Genomic DNA, 22,215 nt, shown 5'->3' with positions numbered 1-22,215 from the left:
GCCTCACTGGACGGCACGTTCCGCGCGAAGGGCGTCGTGCGGCAGACGCGCGATGAAATCGGCAGCCGCCCGGCGCGCGGCTGCGTCGGCGTCGATCACGTCGTCGAGCGCGTGAGCGCTGCGGTTGGGCAACGCGTTCAACACCGCGTCGACGACCTGCGCGATCGCCATAAAACCGATCTTGCGCGACAGGAATGCATCGACCGCAACCTCGTTGGCCGCGTTCAACGCGGCGCTGGCGATACCGCCTTCGGCGAGCGCCTTCATGGCGAGCGCGAGACACGGGAAACGCGCGTAGTCCGGTTTCTCGAACGAGAGCGAGGCGACCTGCACCAGATCGAGCTGGGCCACGCCGGAATCGACCCGGTCGGGGAATGCAAGCGCGTGCGCGATCGGCGTGCGCATGTCGGGATTGCCGAGCTGCGCGAGCACCGAACCGTCGGCATACGACACCATCGAATGGATCACGCTCTGCGGGTGAATCAGCACTTCGATGCGCTCGCCCGGCAGCGCAAACAGCCAGTGCGCTTCGATGACTTCGAGGCCCTTGTTCATCATGGTCGCCGAGTCGACCGAAATCTTGCGGCCCATCACCCAGTTCGGGTGCTTGCAGGCTTCGTCGGGCGTCACGTTGACGAGACTTGCCGGCTCGCGGGTGCGGAACGGGCCGCCCGACGCCGTCAGGATGATCCTGGAGACGCCGCCATGCTGCGCGGCTTCGCGCGGCAGGCACTGGAAAATTGCGTTGTGTTCGCTGTCGACCGGCAGCAGCACGGCGCCGTGATCGCGCACCGCGTCCATGAAGATCGCGCCGGACATCACCAGCGCTTCCTTGTTGGCAAGCAGAATGCGCTTGCCGGCCCGGGCGGCGGCCAGGCTCGGCGCAAGACCCGCGGCGCCGACGATGGCGGCCACCACCGTATCGCAGCCATCACTCTTCGAGACCTCGACGAGTGCTTGCGGACCGTACGTCACCTCGGTCTTGCAGCCGGCCGCGCGCAGCCTGGCGGCCACTTGCGCCGCGGTTTCGGCATCGCCGACCACCGCCACTTCGGGCGTAAAGCGCAGGCATTGTTCGACGAGCTTGTCGCCGTTGCGATGCGCGGTGAGCGCGTAGACCGAGAAGCGCTCGGGATGACGCGCGACGACGTCGAGCGTGCTGTCTCCAATCGAGCCCGTGGAACCGAGCAGTGTCAGACGTTTTTGCATATCTCTTTCTCTAGCCGAGCAACAACATTGCGAGCGGCAGCACCGGCAATAATGCGTCGATGCGGTCAAGGACGCCACCGTGTCCCGGCAGCAGGCCGCTGGAATCCTTCACGCCGGCCTGACGTTTCAACATCGACTCGAACAGGTCGCCAACCACGCTGAAGGCCACCAGAACGGACAGCGCGACCAGCGCACGGACGGCGCCAAGGCGCTCCAGTAGCGCAGAATACAGGGTCGGTTCAAAAGCGTGCACCCCGATCGCCACCGCCGCGACGATCACGACCGCCAGCCAGCCGCCGATCGCCCCTTCCCATGTCTTACCGGGACTGATGGCGGGCGCCAGCTTGTGCCGACCGAGCGCCTTACCTGCAAAGTATGCGCCGATATCGGCCAGCCAGACCACCAGCAACAGGGACAGAACAAACGGCACGCCCGCCATGCGGGCTGCGACCAGCGCGTGCCAGCAGGCCACAAAGACGACAATCCCGGCGAGAAACAGGAACAGGCGCCAGGCGCCCTGTGCCAACGCCGGCTTGCGCAACAGCACGTATGGGGCGGCCAGGATCCAGAACACGGCGGCGGCCTGGAAGAGCGGCCGCGGCAGGCGCATGCCGGTACCGAGTTTGGTGCTCACCACCAGAGCCACTGCTGCGACAAGCGCGTACACGACGGGACCGACGCCGCCGACTTTCAGCAAACGGGCCCACTCCCACGCGGCAAAGACGACCACGAACGCGATCAGCGCGCCAAACGCGCCCACCGGCGCGAACAGCGTGACCGGCAAAAACACAGCCAGAAGGACGAGCGCCGTGATAACACGGGTTTTTAGCATGGAAGCGAATCGACGTTTTGCGATTGCGGCTCGAGCTGAGCGCTGGTGCGGCCGAAGCGGCGCTCGCGCTCCGCGTAGGAATCGATGGCGTGGCGCAGCGCGTCCGCATCGAAATCCGGCCAGAAGGTGTCGGTGAAGTAGAACTCAGTGTACGCGAGCTGCCACAGCAGGAAGTTGCTGATGCGCTGCTCGCCGCCGGTGCGGATGAAGAGGTCGGGCTCCGGCGCGTACGCCATGGCGAGATGCCCGGCGAACGATTCCTCGTTGACCTCGACGGCCTCGCCCGCCAGCGCCGATTGCTCGGCCAGCTTGCGGGTGGCCTGCATGATGTCCCAGCGCCCGCCGTAGTTGGCGGCGATGGTCAGGGTGAGACGGGTATTGCGGGCCGTTTTGGTCTCCGCGCGGCGGATCAGATCCTGGATGCGCTTGTCGAACATCGTCAGGTCGCCGACCACGCGCAGGCGGATGCCGTTGGCGTGGAGCTTGCCGATCTCGCGCTCGAGCGCGGTGACGAACAGACGCATCAGGAACGACACCTCGTCGTTCGGACGGCGCCAGTTTTCGGAGCTGAAGGCAAACAGCGTCAGGTATTCGACGCCGGAGCGTGCGCACGCCTCGACGGCGGCACGCACGGCGTCGACGCCGCGTGAATGGCCCGCCACGCGCGGCAGACGGCGCTGCGTTGCCCAACGGCCGTTGCCGTCCATGATGATCGCGATATGTCGCGGCACCGCCGCGACATCAGGCACGCGAACGGTTGAGCTGGTATAGGTCATGGCCGTCGGGACAATAACTACAAAAAAGAAGTGAGGATCTGAAGATACTGAAGCCTGGCGGCCTCAGACCGTCATGATCTCGGCTTCTTTGGTCGTCACGAGCTTGTCGATTTCGGCCACGAACTTGTCCGTCAGCTTCTGGACGTCGTCACCGGCACGACGCTCGTCGTCTTCGGAGATTTCCTTGTCTTTCACGAGCTTCTTCAGTTGCTCGTTGGCGTCACGGCGCAGGTTGCGCACCGCGATCTTGGCCGTTTCGGCTTCGCTGCGTGCGACCTTGGTCAGCTCGCGGCGGCGCTCTTCCGTCAGCGCGGGCATCGGCACGCGGATCACGTCGCCTTGCGTAGCCGGGTTCAGGCCCAGATCGGACTCGCGAATCGCCTTTTCGACGACCTGCACCATCTTCTTTTCCCACGGCTGCACGCCGATCGTGCGCGCGTCGATCAGCGTCATGTTCGCAACCTGCGAGATCGGCACCGGCGAGCCGTAATAATCGACCTGGATGTGATCGAGCAGGCCCGTGTGCGCACGGCCCGTGCGGATCTTCGACAGATCGTTCTTGAACGCGTCGATCGAGCGCTGCATCTTTTGCTCGACGCCCTTCCTGATATCAGCCACAGACATTTTTAAACCTCCGAACCTTCAAAACGGTGCGAGCCGGCCAGCGTGCAAGTAGCAGCGGCCCGGGCCCGCGTTAAAGCCCACGTTATGTGAACGAGAGTTTACACGTGGACGAGCGTACCCTCGTCCTCGCCTTGCACAATGCGCTTTAGCGCACCCGGCTTGACAATCGAAAATACGCGGATCGGCAGCTTCTGGTCGCGGCACAGCGCAAACGCCGTGGCGTCCATGACCTGCAGATTGCGGCCGATCGCCTCGTCGAAGCTGATCGTCGTGTAGCGCGTTGCCGTCGGGTCTTTCTTGGGGTCGGCCGAATACACGCCGTCCACCTTGGTGGCCTTCAGCACGACTTCCGCGCCGACTTCCGAGCCACGCAGCGCCGCCGCCGTGTCCGTCGTGAAGAACGGGTTGCCGGTGCCGGCCGCGAAAATCACGACCTTGCCTTCTTCCAGCTGGCGGATTGCCCGGGGGCGGATGTACGGCTCGACCACCTGGTCCATGCGCAGCGCCGACTGCACGCGCGCCTCGATACCGGCGTGGCGCATCGCGTCCTGCAGCGCCAGCGCGTTCATCATCGTCGCCAGCATCCCCATGTAGTCGGCCGTCGCGCGGTCCATACCGGCTGCGCCGCCCGCCACACCGCGAAAAATATTGCCGCCGCCGATCACCACGGCGAGTTGCGTACCGAGCCGCACCACCTCGGCCACGTCCGCCACCATTCTTTCGATCGTCGCGCGATTGATGCCGAAGGCATCATCGCCCATCAGAGCTTCACCGGAGAGTTTGAGGAGGACGCGTTTATAGGCAGTGGGCATAGGGATATCCAGATCGCGCAGAACAGGGCAACAACAAGAAACTAACTGTAGGGGTGAAATGCTGATTCGGGCAAGCGTCGCCAAATTGACGAACCCCAGGGTTCGGCAAAGACGGCTGCATCGCGAGGGTCAACCCGCATGCAGCCTTGCGGCGCCGCCGGCCGCGACAGGGTCTTGCCCCGCCGCGGGTCCAACGGTATTGCGGTAAAGCTTAAGTGAAACTTATTGTTGCTTTGCAGCAGCCACTTGAGCCGCCACTTCTGCCGCGAAGTCGTCCTGCTTCTTCTCGATGCCTTCGCCGACCACGAACAGTGCAAACTTTTGCACGCTCGAGCCTGCTGCCTTCAGCATCTGTTCGATTGTCTGCTTGTCGTTCTTAACGAACGTCTGGTTCAGCAGCGAGACTTCCTTCAGATACTTCTGCACGCTGCCGTCGACCATCTTGGCGACGATTTCAGCCGGCTTGCCCGATTCGGCGGCCTTCTGTTCAGCGATGCTGCGCTCCTTGGCGATCAGGTCTGCCGGGACGTCGTCCGACGACAGCGAGACCGGCTTCATGGCCGCGATGTGCATTGCAACGTCCTTGCCGACCTGCTCGTCCGCGCCGGTGTACTCGACCAGCACGCCGATACGCGTGCCGTGCAGGTATGCAGCCAACTGGTTGGCGGTTTCGAAACGCACGAAACGGCGGATCGAAAGGTTTTCGCCGATCTTGCCGACCAGCGCGAGACGCACCGCGTCGACCGTCGAGCCTTCCAGCGGCAGGGCTGCCAGAGCGGCGACGTCAGCCGGGTTTTGCGTAGCGACCAGCTCGGCGATCTGCTTCGAGAAAGCCAGGAAGTCGTCGTTCTTCGAAACGAAGTCGGTTTCGCAGTTCAGTTCGACGATTGCACCGACCTTGCCGCCGATGAACGAGGCGATCACGCCTTCAGCCGTGACGCGCGAAGCAGCCTTGCTGGCCTTGTTGCCGAGCTTCACGCGCAGCAGTTCTTCAGCGCGCGCCATGTCGCCGTCGGCTTCAGTCAGCGCCTTCTTGCATTCCATCATCGGCGCATCGGTCTTCGCGCGCAGTTCTGCAACCATGCTTGCGGTAATTGCCGCCATCATTCGCTCCTAGAGTCTGTCTTTCACACACCGCCCGCACTTCGATGCCGGCGGCAAGAATTCGTTTCCGCACAGCGCGTATTTTTCTCGCACTGTAGCCGGGTGTCGCGACTTAAAAAAAGGGGGCCTGTAGAAAGCCCCCTTTTTTGCCGGACACAGGGCAGCCTTACGCTTCCGAGTTGACCTCGACGAACTCGTCGCCGTCACCGCCACGTGCGGCCTGCACCACTTCGTTGACCGCGTTTGCACGGCCTTCGAGGATCGCGTCAGCCACGCCTTGCGTGTACAGGGTGACGGCCTTGCTGGCGTCGTCGTTACCCGGGATCACGTAGTCGATGCCTTCGGGCGAGTGGTTCGTGTCGACCACAGCGATAACCGGCACGCCGAGCTTGTTGGCTTCGGTCACAGCAATCTTGTGGTAACCGACGTCGACCACGAAAATTGCGTCCGGAATACCGCCCATGTCCTTCACGCCGCCAATCGACTTTTGCAGCTTGGCGATTTCGCGTTCGAACAACAGCGCTTCCTTCTTGCTCATGCGCTCCGTTTCACCGGCTTCCAGCGCTGCTTCCATGTCCTTCAGGCGCTTGATCGAAACCTTCAGCGTCTTGAAGTTGGTCAGCATGCCGCCGAGCCAGCGTGCGTTGACGTACGGCATGCCAGCGCGTTGCGCCTCTTCGGCGATCGTGTCGCGCGATTGACGCTTCGTGCCGACGAACAGGATCGTGCCCCGGTTAGCCGCCAGCTGACGCACATACTTCAATGCGTCGTTGTACATCGGCAGCGTCTTTTCGAGGTTGATGATGTGAATCTTGTTGCGATGGCCGAAAATGAAGGGGGCCATCTTCGGGTTCCAGAAGCGCGTTTGGTGGCCGAAGTGGACACCTGCTTCCAGCATTTGACGCATGGTAACTGCCATGAAAATCTCCGCTAGGGTTGGGTCTTAAGCCGACTGCCGTATCGGCCACGCCGTCTTCGCCATCTGCGAGGACCTGACGCGGCGGACACCCTGGGTGCTGCCGGCTTGCGAGTCTGCTGCCTTGGGTTATGCTGCTGCCTTGCACCGCCTCGCTTAACGCTGACACGGCCGACGGCTTACAGCACCACCCCTGAAACCTCCTGTAGCGCAGGCAACTATCGCGACAGGCCAGTCTTCTCCACGAATTTTCCGCAAAAACGAATAATCCGCAGCGACTTAGCCAGAGATTATAGCACGTGACTATCGGCAGACTCAACCTGCCCGGTAGCCCTGAATCGGCGCCAGGGTTGCGCCTCGCGGCAGCCGGATCGGTTTGCCACCCTCTCAAAACCCTGCGACAGCCGGAATATGGTGCGATAATCTCGAAATAACCGCATTTTCAGGCCCGCCTCATGGCTATTACACTCAAAAACGAACACGATATCGCGCAGATGCGCGTCGCTTGCCGGCTCGCCAGCGAAGTGCTCGACTACATCACACCGCTGGTCGCAGCCGGCATCACCACCGGCGAACTCGACCGCCTGTGTCACGAATACATGCTGAAGGTACAGGGCACGGTCCCGGCGCCGCTGAACTACCAGCCGCCCGGCTACCCGCCGTATCCGAAGGCAACCTGCATTTCGGTCAACGATGTGATCTGCCACGGCATTCCGGGCGACAAGACGCTGAAGAACGGCGACGCCCTGAATATCGACGTCACCGTCATCAAGGACGGCTACTTCGGCGATACGAGCCGCATGTTCATCGTCGGCGAAGGCTCGATTCTCGCCAAACGGCTCGTCCAGACCACCTACGAATGCATGTGGCTCGGCATCGATCAGGTGCGTCCAGGTGCGCATCTGGGCGACATCGGCCATGCGATCCAGCGTCATGCCGAAGGACAAGGCTACAGCGTGGTGCGCGAATATTGCGGCCATGGCATCGGCACGGTGTTCCACGAAGATCCGCAAATCCTGCACTACGGCCGTCCGGGCACGGGGCTCGAACTGCAGCCGGGCATGATTTTCACGATCGAACCGATGATCAACGCCGGCCGCCGCGAGATCCGCACCATGCCGGATCAATGGACGGTCAAGACCAAGGACCGCAGTCTGTCCGCGCAGTGGGAACACACGATCCTCGTCACCGAGAGCGGCTATGACGTGCTGACGGTTTCAGCCGGCACCCCGGCGCGACCGCCTGTGGTCGCGGCCACTACGGCCTGAGCGCCTCCCGTCCTCACCCGCGCGCGCCCATGAGCAGTGTTCCAGCCCTCGCCCTTTCCGATGCCACGTCCCTGAAGGCGGACTACAAGGTGGCCAAAGCCAAGTTGCTGGAACGCTTCAAGCTGGCGACCAACGTCGAATCGTTGATGGGCGCGCTCGCACGCACCACCGACGAGGCCCTGCGCGGCGCCTGGAACACCTGCGACCTGCCCCCCTCCCTCGCCCTGCTGGCGGTGGGCGGATACGGGCGCGGCGAACTCGCGCCGCATTCGGACATCGACATTCTGGTACTGCTGCCCGATCAGCCCATCGCACATCTCGAAGCGCGCATCGAACGCTTCATCAGTCTGGCGTGGGATCTGGGACTGGAACTCGGCAGCAGCGTGCGCTCGGTCTCGCAGTGCCTCGAAGAGGCCGCCAACGACGTCACCGTGCGCACTTCGCTCCTTGAAGCGCGCCGTATTACCGGTAGCTCGGCGCTGTTCGAGGACTTCTCGAAGCGTTATCGCGAGGCGCTCGATCCGCGCGCCTTCTTCCAGGCCAAAGTGCTGGAAATGCGTCAGCGCCACGCCAAATTTCAGGACACGCCCTACGCGCTCGAGCCGAACATCAAGGAAAGCCCGGGCGGCCTGCGCGACCTGCAACTGATCCTGTGGGTGACCCAGGCAGCCGGCCTCGGCAGCAGTTGGCAGGAACTGGAAGCCCGCGGTCTGATTACCGAGCGCGAAGCCCGCGAACTGGAGCGCAACGAAGGTTTCCTGAAGGCGCTGCGCGCCCGGCTCCATGTAATTGCGGGGCGGCGCCAGGACATCCTCGTGTTCGACCTGCAGACGGCTGTGGCCGAGAGCTTCGGCTACAAGCCGACCGCCACCAAGCGCGCCAGCGAACAACTGATGCGCCGCTACTACTGGGCCGCCAAGGCGGTCACCCAGTTGGCGACGATCCTGATCCAGAACATCGAAGCACAACTGTTTCCGAACACGAGCGGCATCACGCGAGTGCTGTCGGATCGCTTCGTCGAGAAACAGGGCATGCTCGAAATCGCCCGTGACGATGTCTTCGAACACGAACCGAACGCGATTCTCGAGGCGTTCCTGCTGTACGAGCAGACGCCCGGCGTAAAGGGCCTGTCGGCGCGCACGCTGCGTGCGATCTACAACGCGCGCGACGCGATGGACCAGCACTGGCGGCGCGACCCGGAAAACCGGCGCGTCTTCATGGAGATTCTCAAGCAGCCCGCGGGAATCACCCACGCGCTGCGGCTGATGAACCAGACCAGCGTGCTGGGCCGCTACCTGCTGAACTTCCGCCGTATCGTCGGGCAGATGCAGCACGACCTTTATCACGTCTACACGGTCGACCAGCACATCCTGATGGTGCTGCGTAATCTGCGCCGCTTCGCGGTGGCCGAGCACGCGCACGAATACCCGTTCTGCAGCCAGTTGATCTCCAACTTCGAGCGTCCGTGGGTGCTCTATGTGGCGGCGCTGTTTCACGACATCGCCAAAGGCCGCGGCGGCGACCATTCCACGCTCGGCATGGCCGACACACGGCGTTTCTGCCGCGAACACGGTATCGAAAACGGCGACGGCGAACTAGCGGTGTGGCTGGTTCAGCACCATCTGACGATGAGCCAGGTCGCGCAGAAGCAGGATACGAGCGATCCCGAGGTCATCAAGCGATTTGCAGAACTGGTGGGCAACGAACGGCATCTGACCGCGCTGTACCTGCTGACGGTGGCCGACATTCGCGGCACCAGCCCGAAGGTCTGGAACGCCTGGAAAGGCAAGCTGCTCGAAGACCTGTACCGCACGACGCTCGCCGTGCTCGGCGGCGCCCGCCCGGACGCGCACTCGGAACTGAAGTCGCGTCAGGAAGAAGCGCTCGCGCTGCTGCGCCTCGAAACCGTGCCGGACAATGCGCATCAGGCGCTCTGGGACAAGCTCGACGTCGGCTACTTCCTGCGTCACGACGCTGCGGATATCGCGTGGCAAACGCGCGTGCTGTACCGCCATGTCGAAACGCCCACGCCGATCGTGCGCGCCCGCCCGTCGCCGGTCGGCGAAGCCCTCCAGGTGCTGGTCTACGTGCAGGACCGCCCTGACCTCTTTGCCGGAATTTGCGCGTATTTCGACAAGAACGGGCTGTCGGTTCTCGACGCCCGTGTCAGCACGACCCGGCACGGCTATGCGCTGGATAACTTCATCGTCCAGCACACCGAAGAAGACGTGCATTATCGCGACATCGCCAATCTGGTCGAGCAGGAACTGAGCGCGCGCCTCATGGCGGACGGCACCCTGCTGCCGGAGCCGTCGAAGGGGCGCCTGTCGCGCCTGTCGCGGACTTTCCCCGTTACGCCGCGCGTCGACCTTCGGGCCGACGAACGTGGTCAGTACTACATCCTGTCCGTGTCGGCGAACGACCGGCCAGGCCTTCTTTATTCGATCGCGCGCGTGCTGGCCGAGCACCAGGTCGGCGTCCAATCGGCGCGGATCAATACGCTCGGCGAACGCGTCGAGGACGTGTTCCTGCTGGACGGACGCGGCCTCTCGGACAACCGCCTGCAAATTCAGGTCGAGACCGAACTGCTGCGCGCGATCGCAGTGTGAGATTTCATGCGAGTCAAATTGACAGCCAAGCATCCGCGGTCGGCTTCGTCCGAACGCGCCCCTGTTCGCTCGGGTAGTAGCACCGCGCGCAAACCGACGCGCCCTGCCGGGCCGCGGCCCGCCACGCCGGCTGGCGGCGGACGGGAAGCCACGCCGGGCGGGGCCGGCAAGCGTCCGGCGGGTAAGCCTGCGGGTTTTGCGGGCGGCGCTGGCCGTGCGCAAGGCGGGGCACGGCCGCCGCGTGCCGAAGGTTCGTTTTCGCGTGACCGGGACGCGGGCAACGCCGGCGCGCCTCGTCGTGCGCCCTCGGAGCGGCCACCGCGCCGCGATGGCGATGCGGGTGCGCCGCGCCGGTTTGAGGGTGAACGTGCGCCGCGTAAGTTCGAAGGTGGGCGTACCGAGCGGGCGCCGGGCCGTTTCGAGGGTGAACGTCCGCCGCGTAAGTTCGAGGGTGAGCGTACCGAGCGGGCGCCGCGTCGTTTCGAGGGTGAACGTCCGCCGCGTAAGTTCGAAGGTGAGCGTGCCGAGCGTGCGCCGCGCCGTTTCGAGGGTGAACGTGCGCCGCGTAAGTTCGAGGGCGAGCGTACCGAGCGTGCGCCACGCCGTTTCGAGGGTGAGCGTCCGCCGCGAAAGTTCGAAGGTGAGCGTACCGAACGGGCGCCGCGTCGCGCCGAAGGCGAGCGGCCCGCTCGCTTTGCCCGCGAAGAAGGCGCGCGCCGCCCGTCCTTTGGCGCACCGCGCGGCCCCCGTGGCGCTGACGACGCCCGCGGTCCCGGCGCCCCGCGCGCCGCCAGCGCCTTCAATACCGGTCCACGTGGCGAGCAGCAACGCCCGGGGCGCCGCGAACGCGAAGAATTACGCGAGCGTGGCACTTCCGAGCGCCCGCGCTTTGGCGCCGGCCGCAGCGGTTCCGACGAGCGTCGCAGCTTCGAACGGGGACCGCGCGACGACCGTGGCACACGAGCTCCTGCCCCGCGCGGGTTCGGCGACCGGCCGCCGCGCACTGAACGTTCGGAGCGCACGGAGCGTACTGAGCGCGGCGCGCGCAGAGAGCGCCCCGTTAGTGGCGGTGCTGGTGCTGGTGCTGGTGCCCGCGCACCGCGCAGCAGCGAGCGCCCCGCACCCGCCAGCCGCTTCGCCGAGCGCGAGCGTCCGGCCCGCGCCGACAAGGCGCCGCGCCCTGAGCGTAGCGAAGACTCCGCTGCACGTCCGGCCGCGCATCGCCGCGATCACGACGACGCGCCGGGCACGTTGCGTCTGTCGAAACTGATGTCGGAACTTGGCCTGTGTTCGCGCCGCGAAGCCGACGAGTGGATCGAGAACGGCTGGGTGCGCGTCGATGGTGAAAAGGTCGACACGCTCGGCTCCAAGGTCCGCCCGGACCAGCGCATCGAGATCGACCCGGCGGCCCAGGCAATCCAGGCACGCCTCGTCACGATCCTCATCCACAAGCCGGTCGGCTATGTGTCGGGTCAAGCCGAAGACGGCTACCAGCCGGCTGTCACGCTCGTCACCCCGGATAACCGCTGGGAAGGCGACAACTCGGACATCCGCTTCTCGGTGTCGCATCTGCGTCAGCTCGCCCCTGCGGGCCGGCTCGACATCGACTCCACCGGGCTGCTGGTGCTGACCCAGGACGGCCGGATTGCCAAACGCCTGATCGGCGGGCACTCGGAAGTCGAGAAGGAGTATCTGGTGCGCGTGACCTACGGCGAGATGACGACCGAGATCGATCGGCACTTCCCGCCCGAAAGTCTCGAGTTGCTGCGCCACGGCCTGGAACTCGACGGCGTGCCGCTCAAGCCGGCCAAGGTAAGCTGGCAGAACGGCGAACAGCTGCGTTTCGTGCTGCGCGAAGGCAAGAAGCGGCAGATTCGCCGCATGTGCGAGCTGGTCGGCCTGGAAGTGGTCGGCCTGAAGCGTGTGCGCATGGGCAGCGTGCCGCTTGGCGCATTGCCGCCCGGACAATGGCGCTACCTGGCGCACGACGAGTCGTTCTGATCGTGCGGCGCGGCCACGACGCGCGTTGAAGGCTACCCGGCAGAAAACACCGCCTATATGAAAAAGCCCACGCGAATGCGTGGGCTTTACTTTTTCTGCACAGCCTGGCGCAGCGTGGCTTGAGCCGGCCCGGCGTGGCGGCCTTGAAGCAGGCCCGGGGCCGCCGCTCCTCGCTCAGTCGTCGCTGCTCGGATCCATATCCGGGAACAGCACTTCCGTGAAACCGAACTTGGCGAAATCGTTGATCCGCATGGGATACAGCTTGCCGATCAGATGATCGCACTCGTGCTGCACGACGCGGGCGTGGAAGCCCTCGGCGACACGGTCGATCGGATTGCCGAACTGGTCGAAGCCGTGATAGCGGATCATCGAAAAACGGCTGACGGCGCCGCGCAATCCCGGCACCGACAGACACCCCTCCCAGCCCTCTTCCATGTCCTGCGACACCGGCGTGATGGTCGGATTGATCAGCACCGTTTCCGGCACCGGCGGCGCGTCAGGATAACGTTCGTTATGCCCGAAGCCAAAAATCACCACCTGCAGGTCAACCCCGATCTGCGGCGCGGCGAGGCCCGCGCCGTTCGCGTCGTGCATGGTCTCGAACATGTCCTTCACGAGGGCATGCAGGTCGGGCGTGTCGAAATGGTCGACTGGGGCGGCGATGCGCAAAAGGCGCGGATCGCCCATCTTGAGAATTTCGCGGATCATGTTATTTGCCCCTCCAGGAGCTTACGCATACCATCTTCGTCGAGCACAGGGATGCCGAGTTCCTCTGCTTTCGCCAGTTTGCTGCCTGCTTCGGCGCCGGCCACCACATAATCGGTTTTCTTCGACACGGAGCCGGCCACCTTGGCGCCGGCCGCTTCGAGCATTTCCTTCGCTTCTTCGCGCGCCAGCGTCGGCAAGGTGCCCGTCAGCACGACTGTCTTGCCGGCCAGCACCCCTTGCGGCGCCTTCGGCGCGGGCGGGCCTTCAGTCCATGCGACCTTGCCCGGCGCACGCAGTTGCTCGATCACCGTGCGGTTGTGCTCTTCGGCGAAAAATCGCTGGATCGACTCGGCAACCACCGGCCCGACGTCGTTCACCTCCAGCAGTTCTTCGACCGTGGCGTTCATGATCGGATCGAGCGAGCCGAAATGCTTGGCCAGATCCTTCGCTGTCGATTCGCCGACCTGGCGAATGCCGAGCGCGTAAAGAAACCGCGCGAGCGTAGTGTGCTTGGCCTTTTCGAGCGAGTCGAGCAGGTTCTGGGCGGACTTCTCGCCAAAGCGGTCGAGTTCGGCGAGCGTCGCGAAGCCGAGGTTGAACAGGTCAGCCGGGGTGCGCACGAGGTTCAGTTCGACCAGTTGGTCGATGATCTTCTCGCCGAGCCCGTCAATATCCAGCGCGCGGCGTTGCGCGAAGTGCCACAACGCCTGCTTGCGTTGCGCCGGGCAGAACAGGCCGCCGGTGCAACGGGCAATCGCCTCGTCGGGCAGCCGCTCGATGGCCGAGCCGCATACCGGACACTGCGTCGGCATGACGAACTCGGCGGCATCCGCCGGCCGACGCTCCATCAGCGCGCTCACCACCTCCGGAATCACGTCGCCGGCGCGCCGCACGATCACGGTGTCGCCGATACGGATGTCCTTGCGGCGCACCTCATCCTCGTTGTGCAGCGTGGCATTGGTCACCGTGGCGCCGCCGACGAACACCGGCTCGAGCCGCGCCACCGGTGTGATCGCGCCCGTGCGGCCCACCTGCACGTCGATTGCCAGCAACTTCGTCAGCGCTTCCTGGGCCGGGAACTTGTGCGCCAGCGCGAAGCGCGGCGCGCGCGATACAAAGCCAAGGACATCCTGCTCTTCGCGGGCATTGACCTTGTAGACCACTCCGTCGATGTCGTACGGCAGCGCATCGCGCTTCTCGCCCACCGCGCGGAAGAATCCCAGCAGCCCTTCAGCGCCCTCTACGACCGACCGCTCGCCGTTGACCGGCAAGCCCAGTTCGTCGTACCAGTCGAGCAGTGCGCTGTGGGTAGCCGGCATCGGCTCGCCGTCGAGCACGCCAATGCCATAAGCGAAAAACGACAGCGGACGCTGGGCCGTGATGCGGGGATCGAGCTGGCGCAAACTGCCGGCCGCCGCGTTACGCGGGTTCGCGAATTCCTTGAGCCCGGCCGCGCGCTGCCGCTCGTTCATGCGGTCGAAATCGCGCTTGAACATCAACACTTCGCCGCGCACGTCGAGCATCTTCGGTATGCGTTTTCCTTTGAGCGTCAGCGGAATGGAACGGATCGTGCGGACGTTTCCCGTCACGTCCTCGCCGGTGGTGCCGTCGCCTCGCGTGGAAGCCTGCACGAAGCGGCCGTCGACGTAGCGCAAGGAAATGGCCAGGCCGTCGAACTTCAGTTCGCACGCATAGCGGACCGGAGTTTTGCCGAGTGCGTCGGCAATGCGCTTGTCGAACGCAACGATGTCTTCGTCGGCGAAACCGTTGTTCAGCGAGAGCATCGGCTGGTCGTGCAAGACCGGCTCGAAGCCGCTCGCGGCCTCCCCGCCGACGCGTTGCGTGGGCGAGTCCGGGGTGACCAGATCCGGGTGATCCGTCTCGATCTGTTGCAGCTCCCTGAAGAGCTTGTCGTACTCCGCATCCGGCAGGTCCGGCTGGTCGAGTACGTAGTACGCATGGTTCGCGCGTTCAAGTTCCGCGCGCAACCACGCGGCGCGCTCGGCCGGGCTGCTCGTTGCTGGGTTAGGGACGGTAGTTCGGGCCATGCTATCGGAAGATTCGCCGGTGAAATTCAGACCCCAGATTATCTCAGGAACCGTGCTCCGTGGACATTAGCCGGATGGCCAGTTTCGTACGCCGCCTCACCCAGATGCCGGATTCACGCATGCCTCGCGTGATGGCCTACCATCGGCCGAACGGCTAACGTATGCGCCGCCGCATTGACACTCGTGCGGCGCAATGCGACTGTGAGCACATCATCCACGTGCCGCGGGGGCACATCGATCAGAGGAGAAATCATGGCAGGCTTCATCGTGATCGGGCAAAGCAGCCTTCGCCGGCTGGCCGCGCTCGCCGTGGCAGTGTTAGCCACCCTGCTCGCCGGATACGCGGCACCGGCCTCGGCGCTCGAACAGGTGATCAGCGTGCCGGTGGCCGATAACGCCACGATCTCGTACCTGCTCACGCAGAAGGACAGCAGCCACCCGGCGTGGATACTGGTGATGTTCGCCGGCGGCGACGGAGCTTTGCAACTTGCACAGGCGGGCGACGGCGCAATCAGCCTGCGTCTGAAGAACAATTTCCTCGTGCGGGCCCGCACGCTGCTGGTCGACGACCGCTTTGCGACTGTGCTGGTCGACGCGCCGTCCGACCAGCCCGGCGGCTACACGGACGCGTTCCGCGCGGCGCCGCGCCACGCGCAGGATGTCGCGCGCATCGCGGCCGACCTGCGCACGCGCTTTCCCGAGGCAAAACTGGTGCTCGTCGGCACCAGCCGCGGGACGATTTCCTCGGCGTTTGTCGGCCGCGCGCTGCCCGATACCTGGGACGCGGTGATCCACACGTCGACGCTAAGCAGCCCGGCGCGTGGTCAGGCGTTGCAGCTTGACGGCTTCAACTATGGTGAGATCCATGCGCGGCAACTCTTCGTGCATCACGTCGACGATGGCTGCTTTCTGTGTTCGTTCAGTGCAGCGAAACGTATCGCCGATAACGGGCACGACCTGATCGCCGTCAGCGGCGGGAGCGCGCAAGGCAATCCCTGCGAAGCCAAGGGGCACCACGGTTTCTATGGACAGGACGCCGCGGTAGTGGCCGCGCTCAAGGCATGGATCAGCGGCGCGCAATGGCCGAAGGAGATTGACTGAGCCGAGTGCTCGCGACGCTCGCGAGACTGGTTTTCGCGGTGTTTGGCGCCATCGCGCCGCGCGCCGGGCCACCCAGCGTGTGGCCCGGCGCGCAAACATCAAAACAGCTCACTGGCTAAACAGGCGCCGCGTGGCCGGCGAGCCCGCCGGGATCCCGGCCTGTTCGAGCTTGGCGTACAACGTCATCAGTTGCTTTTCGATCGCCAGCAGCGCGGTCTCCGGCAGCGGACGACGGCCGTCGTCGACCACTCGCCCGCCGATCCGCTCGGACAGCGATTTCGCGTAGTCGCACATCAGCCGGAACGGCAGGATGTCTTCGTCGGCCACCGGCACGTCGAGCACCAGGGTGATCATCTGGCCGCCCTTGTAGGTGAGGTCGTCGCGCAGGAAGTTGGTGTCGCCGAACTGCAGCATGAACACCGGGCTTTGCTTCGCGTCGAGCTTGACGAAGCGGGTGCCGTCGCGCGAGAGCAGCAGGCCGTCCTGCGAAGCCACCGCCTGCACGTAGTTCGCCGACCACGGCGCGCCGTCCGACAGCACGTTGATCGACAGTTGCGCGTCGCACTGGGCGGCAAAGCCGTCCAGCTCGCGCGCCATCGAGACCGTCTCCATCATGTCCGGGAATTCGGGCGCCGCGTCGATCGCATCCGCGAACTGCTGCACGCCGGTGACGAACTCGGAGAACTCCAGTTCGTTCAACGGCCCGTTGCGGTTCGCCAGTTGCGCCGCTGCGCGCAACTCTTCGTAGCGCACGCCGTTCTGCAACAACTCCCACGCGCCGCCGCCTTCCGGCTTGCCTTCGATATGCACCGGCTTGCTGCCCGCCCGGCGCAGGCGTTGCGCCAGCGGAATCACCTTGTCGCCCGCCAGCGGGCCCGCCAGACGAAGCGGCACGATGCAGTCGATGCGCCGATCGACGATCGCGGGCGGCGCCGAGGAAATCGTCGTCGCGGCCGGCAAAATCGGCTCGACCGGCTCATCGGCACCACCCGCGGCAGCACCAGCAGCAACTTCGCCCTCGGCCTCAGGGAACCCATTCGGCGTGGTCGTTTCGGCCTGGATATCCGCCGGTGTATCGAGCGGCGCCGCCGTACCGAAGGTGGGTTCGACACGCGACCCGGTATCGGCCGTCTCATCGGAAGCGGGCTCGCGGCGCGCGGTCGGCCGGGCCGGTTCGATGAACGGGCTGGGTTCTTCCTGATCCTCCCGTGCGAAGGCCTCGGCAGTATCGGCCGGCATCGGCCGCGGCATGCGGCGCCGCACTTTCGCGCCTTGCCATGCGTTGTACACCACCACCCCCCCGACCACCACGGCACCCGCGCCGATCAAACCGAGTGTCAACTCGTCCATGCATGCTCCATCAGCAATTCTTCTGTTTGTGCGGCGCCTGAACCTGCGCCGCGCGGCAACCGGGCCGCAGCGGGGCGCAGGCTCGCGCCGTCCGAACTCAAACGATATTCTGGGCGAAACCCGCGGCCGTTTCCATGTCGACCGCGACGATCCGCGACACGCCCTGCTCCTGCATCGTCACGCCGATCAGTTGCTGGGCCATTTCCATCGCGATCTTGTTGTGCGAAATGAACAGGAACTGGGTCTTGTCCGACATCGCGCGCACGAGATTGGCAAAGCGCTCGGTGTTGGCGTCGTCGAGCGGCGCGTCCACTTCGTCGAGCAGACAGAACGGCGCCGGGTTCAACTGGAACATCGCGAACACGAGAGCCGTTGCCGTCAGCGCCTTCTCGCCGCCGGACAGCAGGTGAATCGTCGAGTTCTTCTTGCCCGGCGGTTGCGCCATGACCTGCACGCCGGCATCGAGAATTTCGTCGCCTGTCATGATCAGTTTCGCCTGACCGCCGCCGAACAGACGCGGGAACAGTTCGCCGAAATGCCGGTTCACCTCGTCGAAGGTGCCCTGCAGCAGCGTACGGGTTTCCTGGTCGATCTTATGGATTGCGTCTTCCAGCGTTTCGATCGCGCTGGTCAGGTCGGCCGACTGCGCATCGAGGAAGGTCTTGCGTTCGGTGGCGGCCTTCAGTTCGTCGAGCGCGGCCATGTTGACCGGCCCCAGCGCGGCGATGGCGTTGTTCAGCCGCGTGACTTCGCCTTGCAGGTAGGACGGCTTCATGTCCGGCGTCAGCCTCGCCTGCAATTCGGCCTCGTCGACGCCCGCTGCGGCAAGCTGCTCGATGAACTGCTCGGCGTTCAGGCGCGCGGCCTGTTCCTTCAACTGCAATTCGGTGATGCGCTCGCGCAGCGGCTGCAGCGCGCGTTCTGCCGTGAGACGCGTCTCGTCGGCGGCACGCAGCTTCGCGGTCAGGTCGTCCAGTTCGAGACGCGCGGCATGCAGCGCCTCTTCCTTGACCGCGCGGATCTCCAGCGCGCCTTGCAAGCCGGTATGCGCGGTCTGCTCGTTGATCGTTTCGAGCTCCGCGCGCGCGTCTTCGAGCGAGGTAGCCACGCGCTCGCTCTGCTCGTGCGCCACCTGGATGCTGCGCTTCAATTCGTCGATCCGGTTCGCCATGTTGCGCGCGGCAAAGCGTGCATCGGTGGCGGCCCGGTCGAGATCGCGCGACTGCGCGCGCGCTGCGGTCAATTCCTCGTCGAGTGCTTCAAAGGCCAACTGGTTGTCTTCGAAACGCGCCTGCAACTCCGCCAGCTCGGCATCGTGGCGCTCGAAGTTCGCCTCCGACTCGCCGCGCAATGCGCGTTGCTCGTCGATCTGCGCGGTGATCTCTTCGAGCTCTTCGCGGATCTGCGTGCTGCGCTGCATGTAGCGCTCGTGCGCTTGCGTGAGCTTGAGCACGTCCATCTGCAGCGCGTGCACGCGCTGGGTGGCCCGTTCGGCTTGCTGGCGCACGTCCGTCAAGGCTTGCGCCGCTTGCGTGTGAGCGGCCTCGGCGCGAATCGCAGCCGATTTCGCTTCATCGGCGAGCAGCGCCTGGGCGCGCACCTGACGGGTCAGGTTTTCGATTTCCTGCTGACGGGCCAGCATGCCGGCCTGTTCGGAATCCGCAGCATAGAGTTGCACGCCGACGCGCGTCACGGCATGGCCTGCCTTGACGACGAACACGCCGCCCTCGGGCAGTTGCGAGCGCTGCGAGAGCGCCTGGGCCAGATCGTCGGCAACGAAAACCAGACCCAGCCAGTCGTTCAGGACCGCACGCAGACCGGCATCGTCGATGCGTACCAGCGCCAGCAGCGGCCGCAGCGCGGCCGGGCTCGCGACCGGCGCACCGGCCACCGGCGGCGCATAGAAGGCGAGCTTGGCAGGCGGCGCATCGGTCGCGAAGGCTTTGACCCAGTCGAGATTCGACACTTCGAGCGCAGCGAGGCGTTCGCGCAGCACCGACTCGAGCGCGGTTTCCCAGCCGGCTTCGACGTGCAGCTTCTTCCACAGCCGCGGCAGGCCGTTCAGCTCGTGTTTTTCGAGCCACGGCTGGATCTTGCCTTCGGTCTGGACGTTTTCCTGCAACTGCCTGAGCGCGGCAAGACGCGCGTCGAGCTGATGAATCTGCGCGCTTTCCGACTGCACGCGCTCCTGGGCGGCGCGCCGTTCGCCGTCGAGGCGCGGCAGCGTTTCCTGGGCATCGGCAAGACGCGCCTGGGCATCGTGCAGGATTTCTTCGTGCTCGGCCAACTGCATGCGCAGTTCTTCGAGCTGGCCTTCGTCGGGCGCGTCGAGTCCGCCCGCTTCCGATTTCAGACGCTCGTGACGCTGCTGCAACTGCTGCAGTTGCTGATCGGCGTTGCGCTGGTGCGCGGCTTCGAGCTTGAGCGCCTGCTCGGTCTGGGCAATGCCGCCACGCTCCTCATTGAGCTGGGTCTGCGCATCGCGCCAGCGCGCTTCGAACGCCGGCATCGCGTCATGCTTCGCAGCGGCTTCGTCTTCGGCGAGCGCGGCCTTTTCTTCCGCCACCGCCAGTTGCTCTTCCGCATCTTCGAGATCGCCCTGAGCCTTCTGGGCCTGCGACAGCCACTGCTCGCGCTGCGCCGTCAAGGCGGCGATCTGCGCCTGCACGCGATTGCGCGATTCGACGATGAACTTGATCTCGGCCTCGAGGCGGCTGACTTCAGCGTTGGCCTCATAGAGCGCGCCTTGCGCACCCTGCATGGCGTCGCTTGCCGAGTAATGCGCCACCCGCAGCGTTTCGAGCTGCGCTTCGACTTCGCGCAGCTTCGCGGTGTGGGCTTCGAGATCGATCTGGGCCTGCTCGATGGCGCGCTTCTGGCGTTCCTGCTCGCCGCCGGCTTCGTTCTTGCGCAGCAGCCACAAGAGGCGCTGCTTCATTTCGCCGTCGGCCTGCAGTTCCTTGAACCTGGTCGCAACGATGGCCTGGCCTTCGAGCTTTTCCAGGTTCGTACCGAGTTCGCGGACGATGTCTTCCACCCGCGTCAGATTCTCGCGCGTGTCGTGCAGACGGCTCTCGGTCTCGCGGCGGCGTTCCTTGTACTTCGAGACGCCGGCGGCTTCTTCGAGGAACACTCGCAGCTCTTCGGGCTTCGCCTCGATCAGGCGCGCAATCATGCCCTGGCCGATGATGGCGTACGCCCGCGGCCCGAGACCGGTGCCGAGGAAGATGTCCTGAATGTCGCGGCGGCGCGCCGGCAGGTTGTTGATGTAGTAGCTCGAGGTGCCGTCGCGCGTCAGCACGCGCTTGACGGCGATTTCGGCATACTGCCCCCACTGGCCGGCGGCGCGGCCGTCGGCGTTGTCGAACACGAGTTCGACGCTGGCGCGGCTACCCGGCTTGCGCGCAGTGGAGCCGTTGAAGATCACGTCCTGCATCGACTCGCCACGCAGCTCGGAGGCGCGCGATTCGCCGAGCACCCAGCGCACGGCGTCGATGATGTTGGACTTGCCGCAACCATTGGGACCGACCACGCCGACGAGCTGGCCCGGAACCTGGAAATGCGTGGGATCGACGAATGATTTGAAGCCAGCGAGTTTGATCGAGGTCAGACGCACGGCGATATCGCTGATTGAAAAGGGAAAATGAAGGTGGACCGCAGAGGCCGCGCGAGCCGTTTCCGGCTACGGCGCAACGCCCCATGCGAGCCCCGCGATACGGGCGCCGCGCACGCCCGCTCAGGCGCGCGACGGCAAGCAGGGGCAATCATACCATCGCCCGTGGGCCATCCTGGCCCCTCGCCTCGCGATCGTCCCCTGGCGGCGCCTCTCTCTCCTGCTTTGGCTTCGTCCGGTGTACCCAGCTCGACAGCGCCGAGGCCAGCACGATGCACGCGCCGCCCGCCCACTCGCGCGGGCCGGGTGTCTCACCGGCGAACAGCCAGGCGGAGAGCGCGGTCACCACGATCTCGAACAGCATGATGATCGACGCCCGGTTGGCGGGAATCCGCGCCACGCCGTATTGAACCAGCATGTTGTTCGACGCCAGCAGGAAGCCCAGGCCCAGCACCAGCAACGCTGCTGTGCCCAGATGCGCGCCGGTAGGCGGCGCGGGCATCGCTTCGAAGAACGACGCGCAGGCGCCAAACAGCGCCGCGCCGCCGAAAATCGTCGCGGTGCGCATCTCGCCCTTCATCTCGGGCAACACGCGGCTCGTCTTGAGGATCAGCACATTGCTCATGGCAAAGCCCATCCCGCCGGCCAGACCCGCCCATTCGGCAAGATTGTCAGGCAGCGGCACGCCGAGCTGCGGCGACCACAGCATGGTCATGGCGCCCGCCAGCGACAGCGCCGCGAGACCCGCAGCCGCCCAGCTCAGGCGTTCGCGCAGGATGAAGTGGGCAAACAGTGCGGTCCAGGCCGGCGTCAGATAGAACAGCAGTAGCACGCGCATCACCTGGCCGTGGATCGAACCCCACACGAAGCCCACGTTGGTGACGCCGGCCGCCAGCGCGAGCGCGGGCAGCACCCAATGCCAGCGCACCGTGGCGATGGAGCGGCGGCGCACCAGCAGCACGAACAGGCAGCCGGCGCCGCTCGTGAGCGCGCTGGCCGCGGTGCCGGTCACGCCGAGCGCGGCCAGCATGCGCAGCGGATACCAGACCACTCCCCATACCGACGCGCCCAGCATGATGGCGAGCGTCGGCCAGCTCGTGCGAAGCCAGTTGTTCATCGGGCGGCGCTCCTGCCTTGCGGTTCAGGTGCTCCACCCGCGCGCCGTACTTCATGGCCCGTTTTGCCCTCGACTGCCGACTGCATCGTCTCTCCCAGTTTTATTTACGCAGGCTGCCCGGCGCGGA

At 65.2% G+C, this 22,215-nt stretch carries 16 protein-coding genes; 4 read left to right on the top strand and 12 right to left on the bottom strand.

The features are described from left to right. Positions 1–3: 3 nt before the first annotated feature. The 7 genes from AC1ECK_RS11255 to rpsB form a co-directional block, all read right to left on the bottom strand. Positions 4–1,209, bottom strand: a complete 1,206-nt coding sequence (locus AC1ECK_RS11255; RefSeq protein WP_480318936.1) for a 1-deoxy-D-xylulose-5-phosphate reductoisomerase — start codon at positions 1,207–1,209, stop codon at positions 4–6. Between the two features lie 10 nt (positions 1,210–1,219). Further along, positions 1,220–2,041: a phosphatidate cytidylyltransferase gene (locus AC1ECK_RS11250; RefSeq protein ID WP_480318934.1), complete on the bottom strand. Its 822-nt coding sequence runs from the start codon at positions 2,039–2,041 to the stop codon at positions 1,220–1,222. Further along, entirely contained in the window at positions 2,035–2,817 is a 783-nt protein-coding gene (gene uppS / locus AC1ECK_RS11245) for a polyprenyl diphosphate synthase (protein WP_480318932.1), read from the bottom strand. Before uppS ends, AC1ECK_RS11250 begins: the two co-directional genes overlap by 7 nt. 63 nt (positions 2,818–2,880) lie before the next feature. Then, entirely contained in the window at positions 2,881–3,441 is a 561-nt protein-coding gene (gene frr, locus AC1ECK_RS11240) for a ribosome recycling factor (RefSeq protein WP_480318930.1), read from the bottom strand. A 98-nt stretch (positions 3,442–3,539) separates the two neighbouring features. After that, complete coding sequence (gene pyrH, locus AC1ECK_RS11235) at positions 3,540–4,253, bottom strand: UMP kinase (protein ID WP_074264280.1); 714 nt, start codon at positions 4,251–4,253, stop codon at positions 3,540–3,542. Between the two features lie 222 nt (positions 4,254–4,475). Then, the gene (gene tsf, locus AC1ECK_RS11230) at positions 4,476–5,357 is read right to left on the bottom strand and encodes a translation elongation factor Ts (protein WP_137958700.1); all 882 of its coding nucleotides are present in this window, start codon (positions 5,355–5,357) and stop codon (positions 4,476–4,478) included. Between the two features lie 166 nt (positions 5,358–5,523). Then, positions 5,524–6,276 carry a 30S ribosomal protein S2 gene (gene rpsB, locus AC1ECK_RS11225; RefSeq protein WP_480318927.1) on the bottom strand — a complete coding sequence of 251 codons (753 nt, stop codon included), beginning with the start codon at positions 6,274–6,276 and terminating at the stop codon, positions 5,524–5,526. Positions 6,277–6,728: 452 nt separating this feature from the next. Here rpsB and map point away from each other — a divergent pair, with 452 nt between their 5' ends. The 3 genes from map to AC1ECK_RS11210 are packed head-to-tail and all read left to right on the top strand — an operon-like array spanning position 6,729 to position 12,151. Beyond that, positions 6,729–7,541, top strand: a complete 813-nt coding sequence (map, locus tag AC1ECK_RS11220; RefSeq protein WP_480318925.1) for a type I methionyl aminopeptidase — start codon at positions 6,729–6,731, stop codon at positions 7,539–7,541. Positions 7,542–7,570: 29 nt separating this feature from the next. Next, entirely contained in the window at positions 7,571–10,150 is a 2,580-nt protein-coding gene (locus tag AC1ECK_RS11215) for a [protein-PII] uridylyltransferase (protein WP_480318923.1), read from the top strand. 6 nt (positions 10,151–10,156) lie between these two features. After that, a complete protein-coding gene (locus tag AC1ECK_RS11210) occupies positions 10,157–12,151 on the top strand; it encodes a pseudouridine synthase (RefSeq protein WP_480318921.1) in 1,995 nt (664 codons plus the stop codon). Between the two features lie 174 nt (positions 12,152–12,325). On the opposite strand, the gene def is transcribed toward AC1ECK_RS11210, so the two are convergent. Together def and ligA are read right to left on the bottom strand one after the other, a co-directional pair. Continuing rightward, positions 12,326–12,859, bottom strand: coding sequence for a peptide deformylase (gene def / locus AC1ECK_RS11205; RefSeq protein ID WP_480318919.1), 534 nt, complete (start codon positions 12,857–12,859; stop codon positions 12,326–12,328). Then, positions 12,856–14,907, bottom strand: a complete 2,052-nt coding sequence (gene ligA, locus AC1ECK_RS11200) for an NAD-dependent DNA ligase LigA (protein WP_480318917.1) — start codon at positions 14,905–14,907, stop codon at positions 12,856–12,858. The genes def and ligA overlap by 4 nt, the downstream gene beginning before the upstream one ends. A gap of 252 nt (positions 14,908–15,159) precedes the next feature. Between ligA and AC1ECK_RS11195 the strand changes: the two genes are divergently transcribed. Further along, complete coding sequence (locus tag AC1ECK_RS11195; protein WP_480318915.1) at positions 15,160–16,008, top strand: hypothetical protein; 849 nt, start codon at positions 15,160–15,162, stop codon at positions 16,006–16,008. Positions 16,009–16,116: 108 nt separating this feature from the next. Here AC1ECK_RS11195 and AC1ECK_RS11190 read toward each other — a convergent pair whose 3' ends face one another. The 3 genes from AC1ECK_RS11190 to AC1ECK_RS11180 form a co-directional block, all read right to left on the bottom strand. Next, positions 16,117–17,358, bottom strand: coding sequence for a cell division protein ZipA C-terminal FtsZ-binding domain-containing protein (locus AC1ECK_RS11190; RefSeq protein ID WP_480318913.1), 1,242 nt, complete (start codon positions 17,356–17,358; stop codon positions 16,117–16,119). 97 nt (positions 17,359–17,455) lie between these two features. Next, a complete protein-coding gene (smc, locus tag AC1ECK_RS11185; protein WP_480318911.1) occupies positions 17,456–20,974 on the bottom strand; it encodes a chromosome segregation protein SMC in 3,519 nt (1,172 codons plus the stop codon). Positions 20,975–21,122: 148 nt separating this feature from the next. Continuing rightward, on the bottom strand, positions 21,123–22,088 hold the full coding sequence (locus AC1ECK_RS11180) for a DMT family transporter (RefSeq protein ID WP_480318909.1): 966 nt from the start codon (positions 22,086–22,088) through the stop codon (positions 21,123–21,125). Between the last annotated feature and the right edge of the window lie 127 nt (positions 22,089–22,215).

Source organism: Paraburkholderia sp. SSBN10T (genome assembly GCF_056619545.1).
Note: the sequence above shows the minus strand (reverse complement) of the source record. Positions and strands in the feature narration are given on the sequence as shown.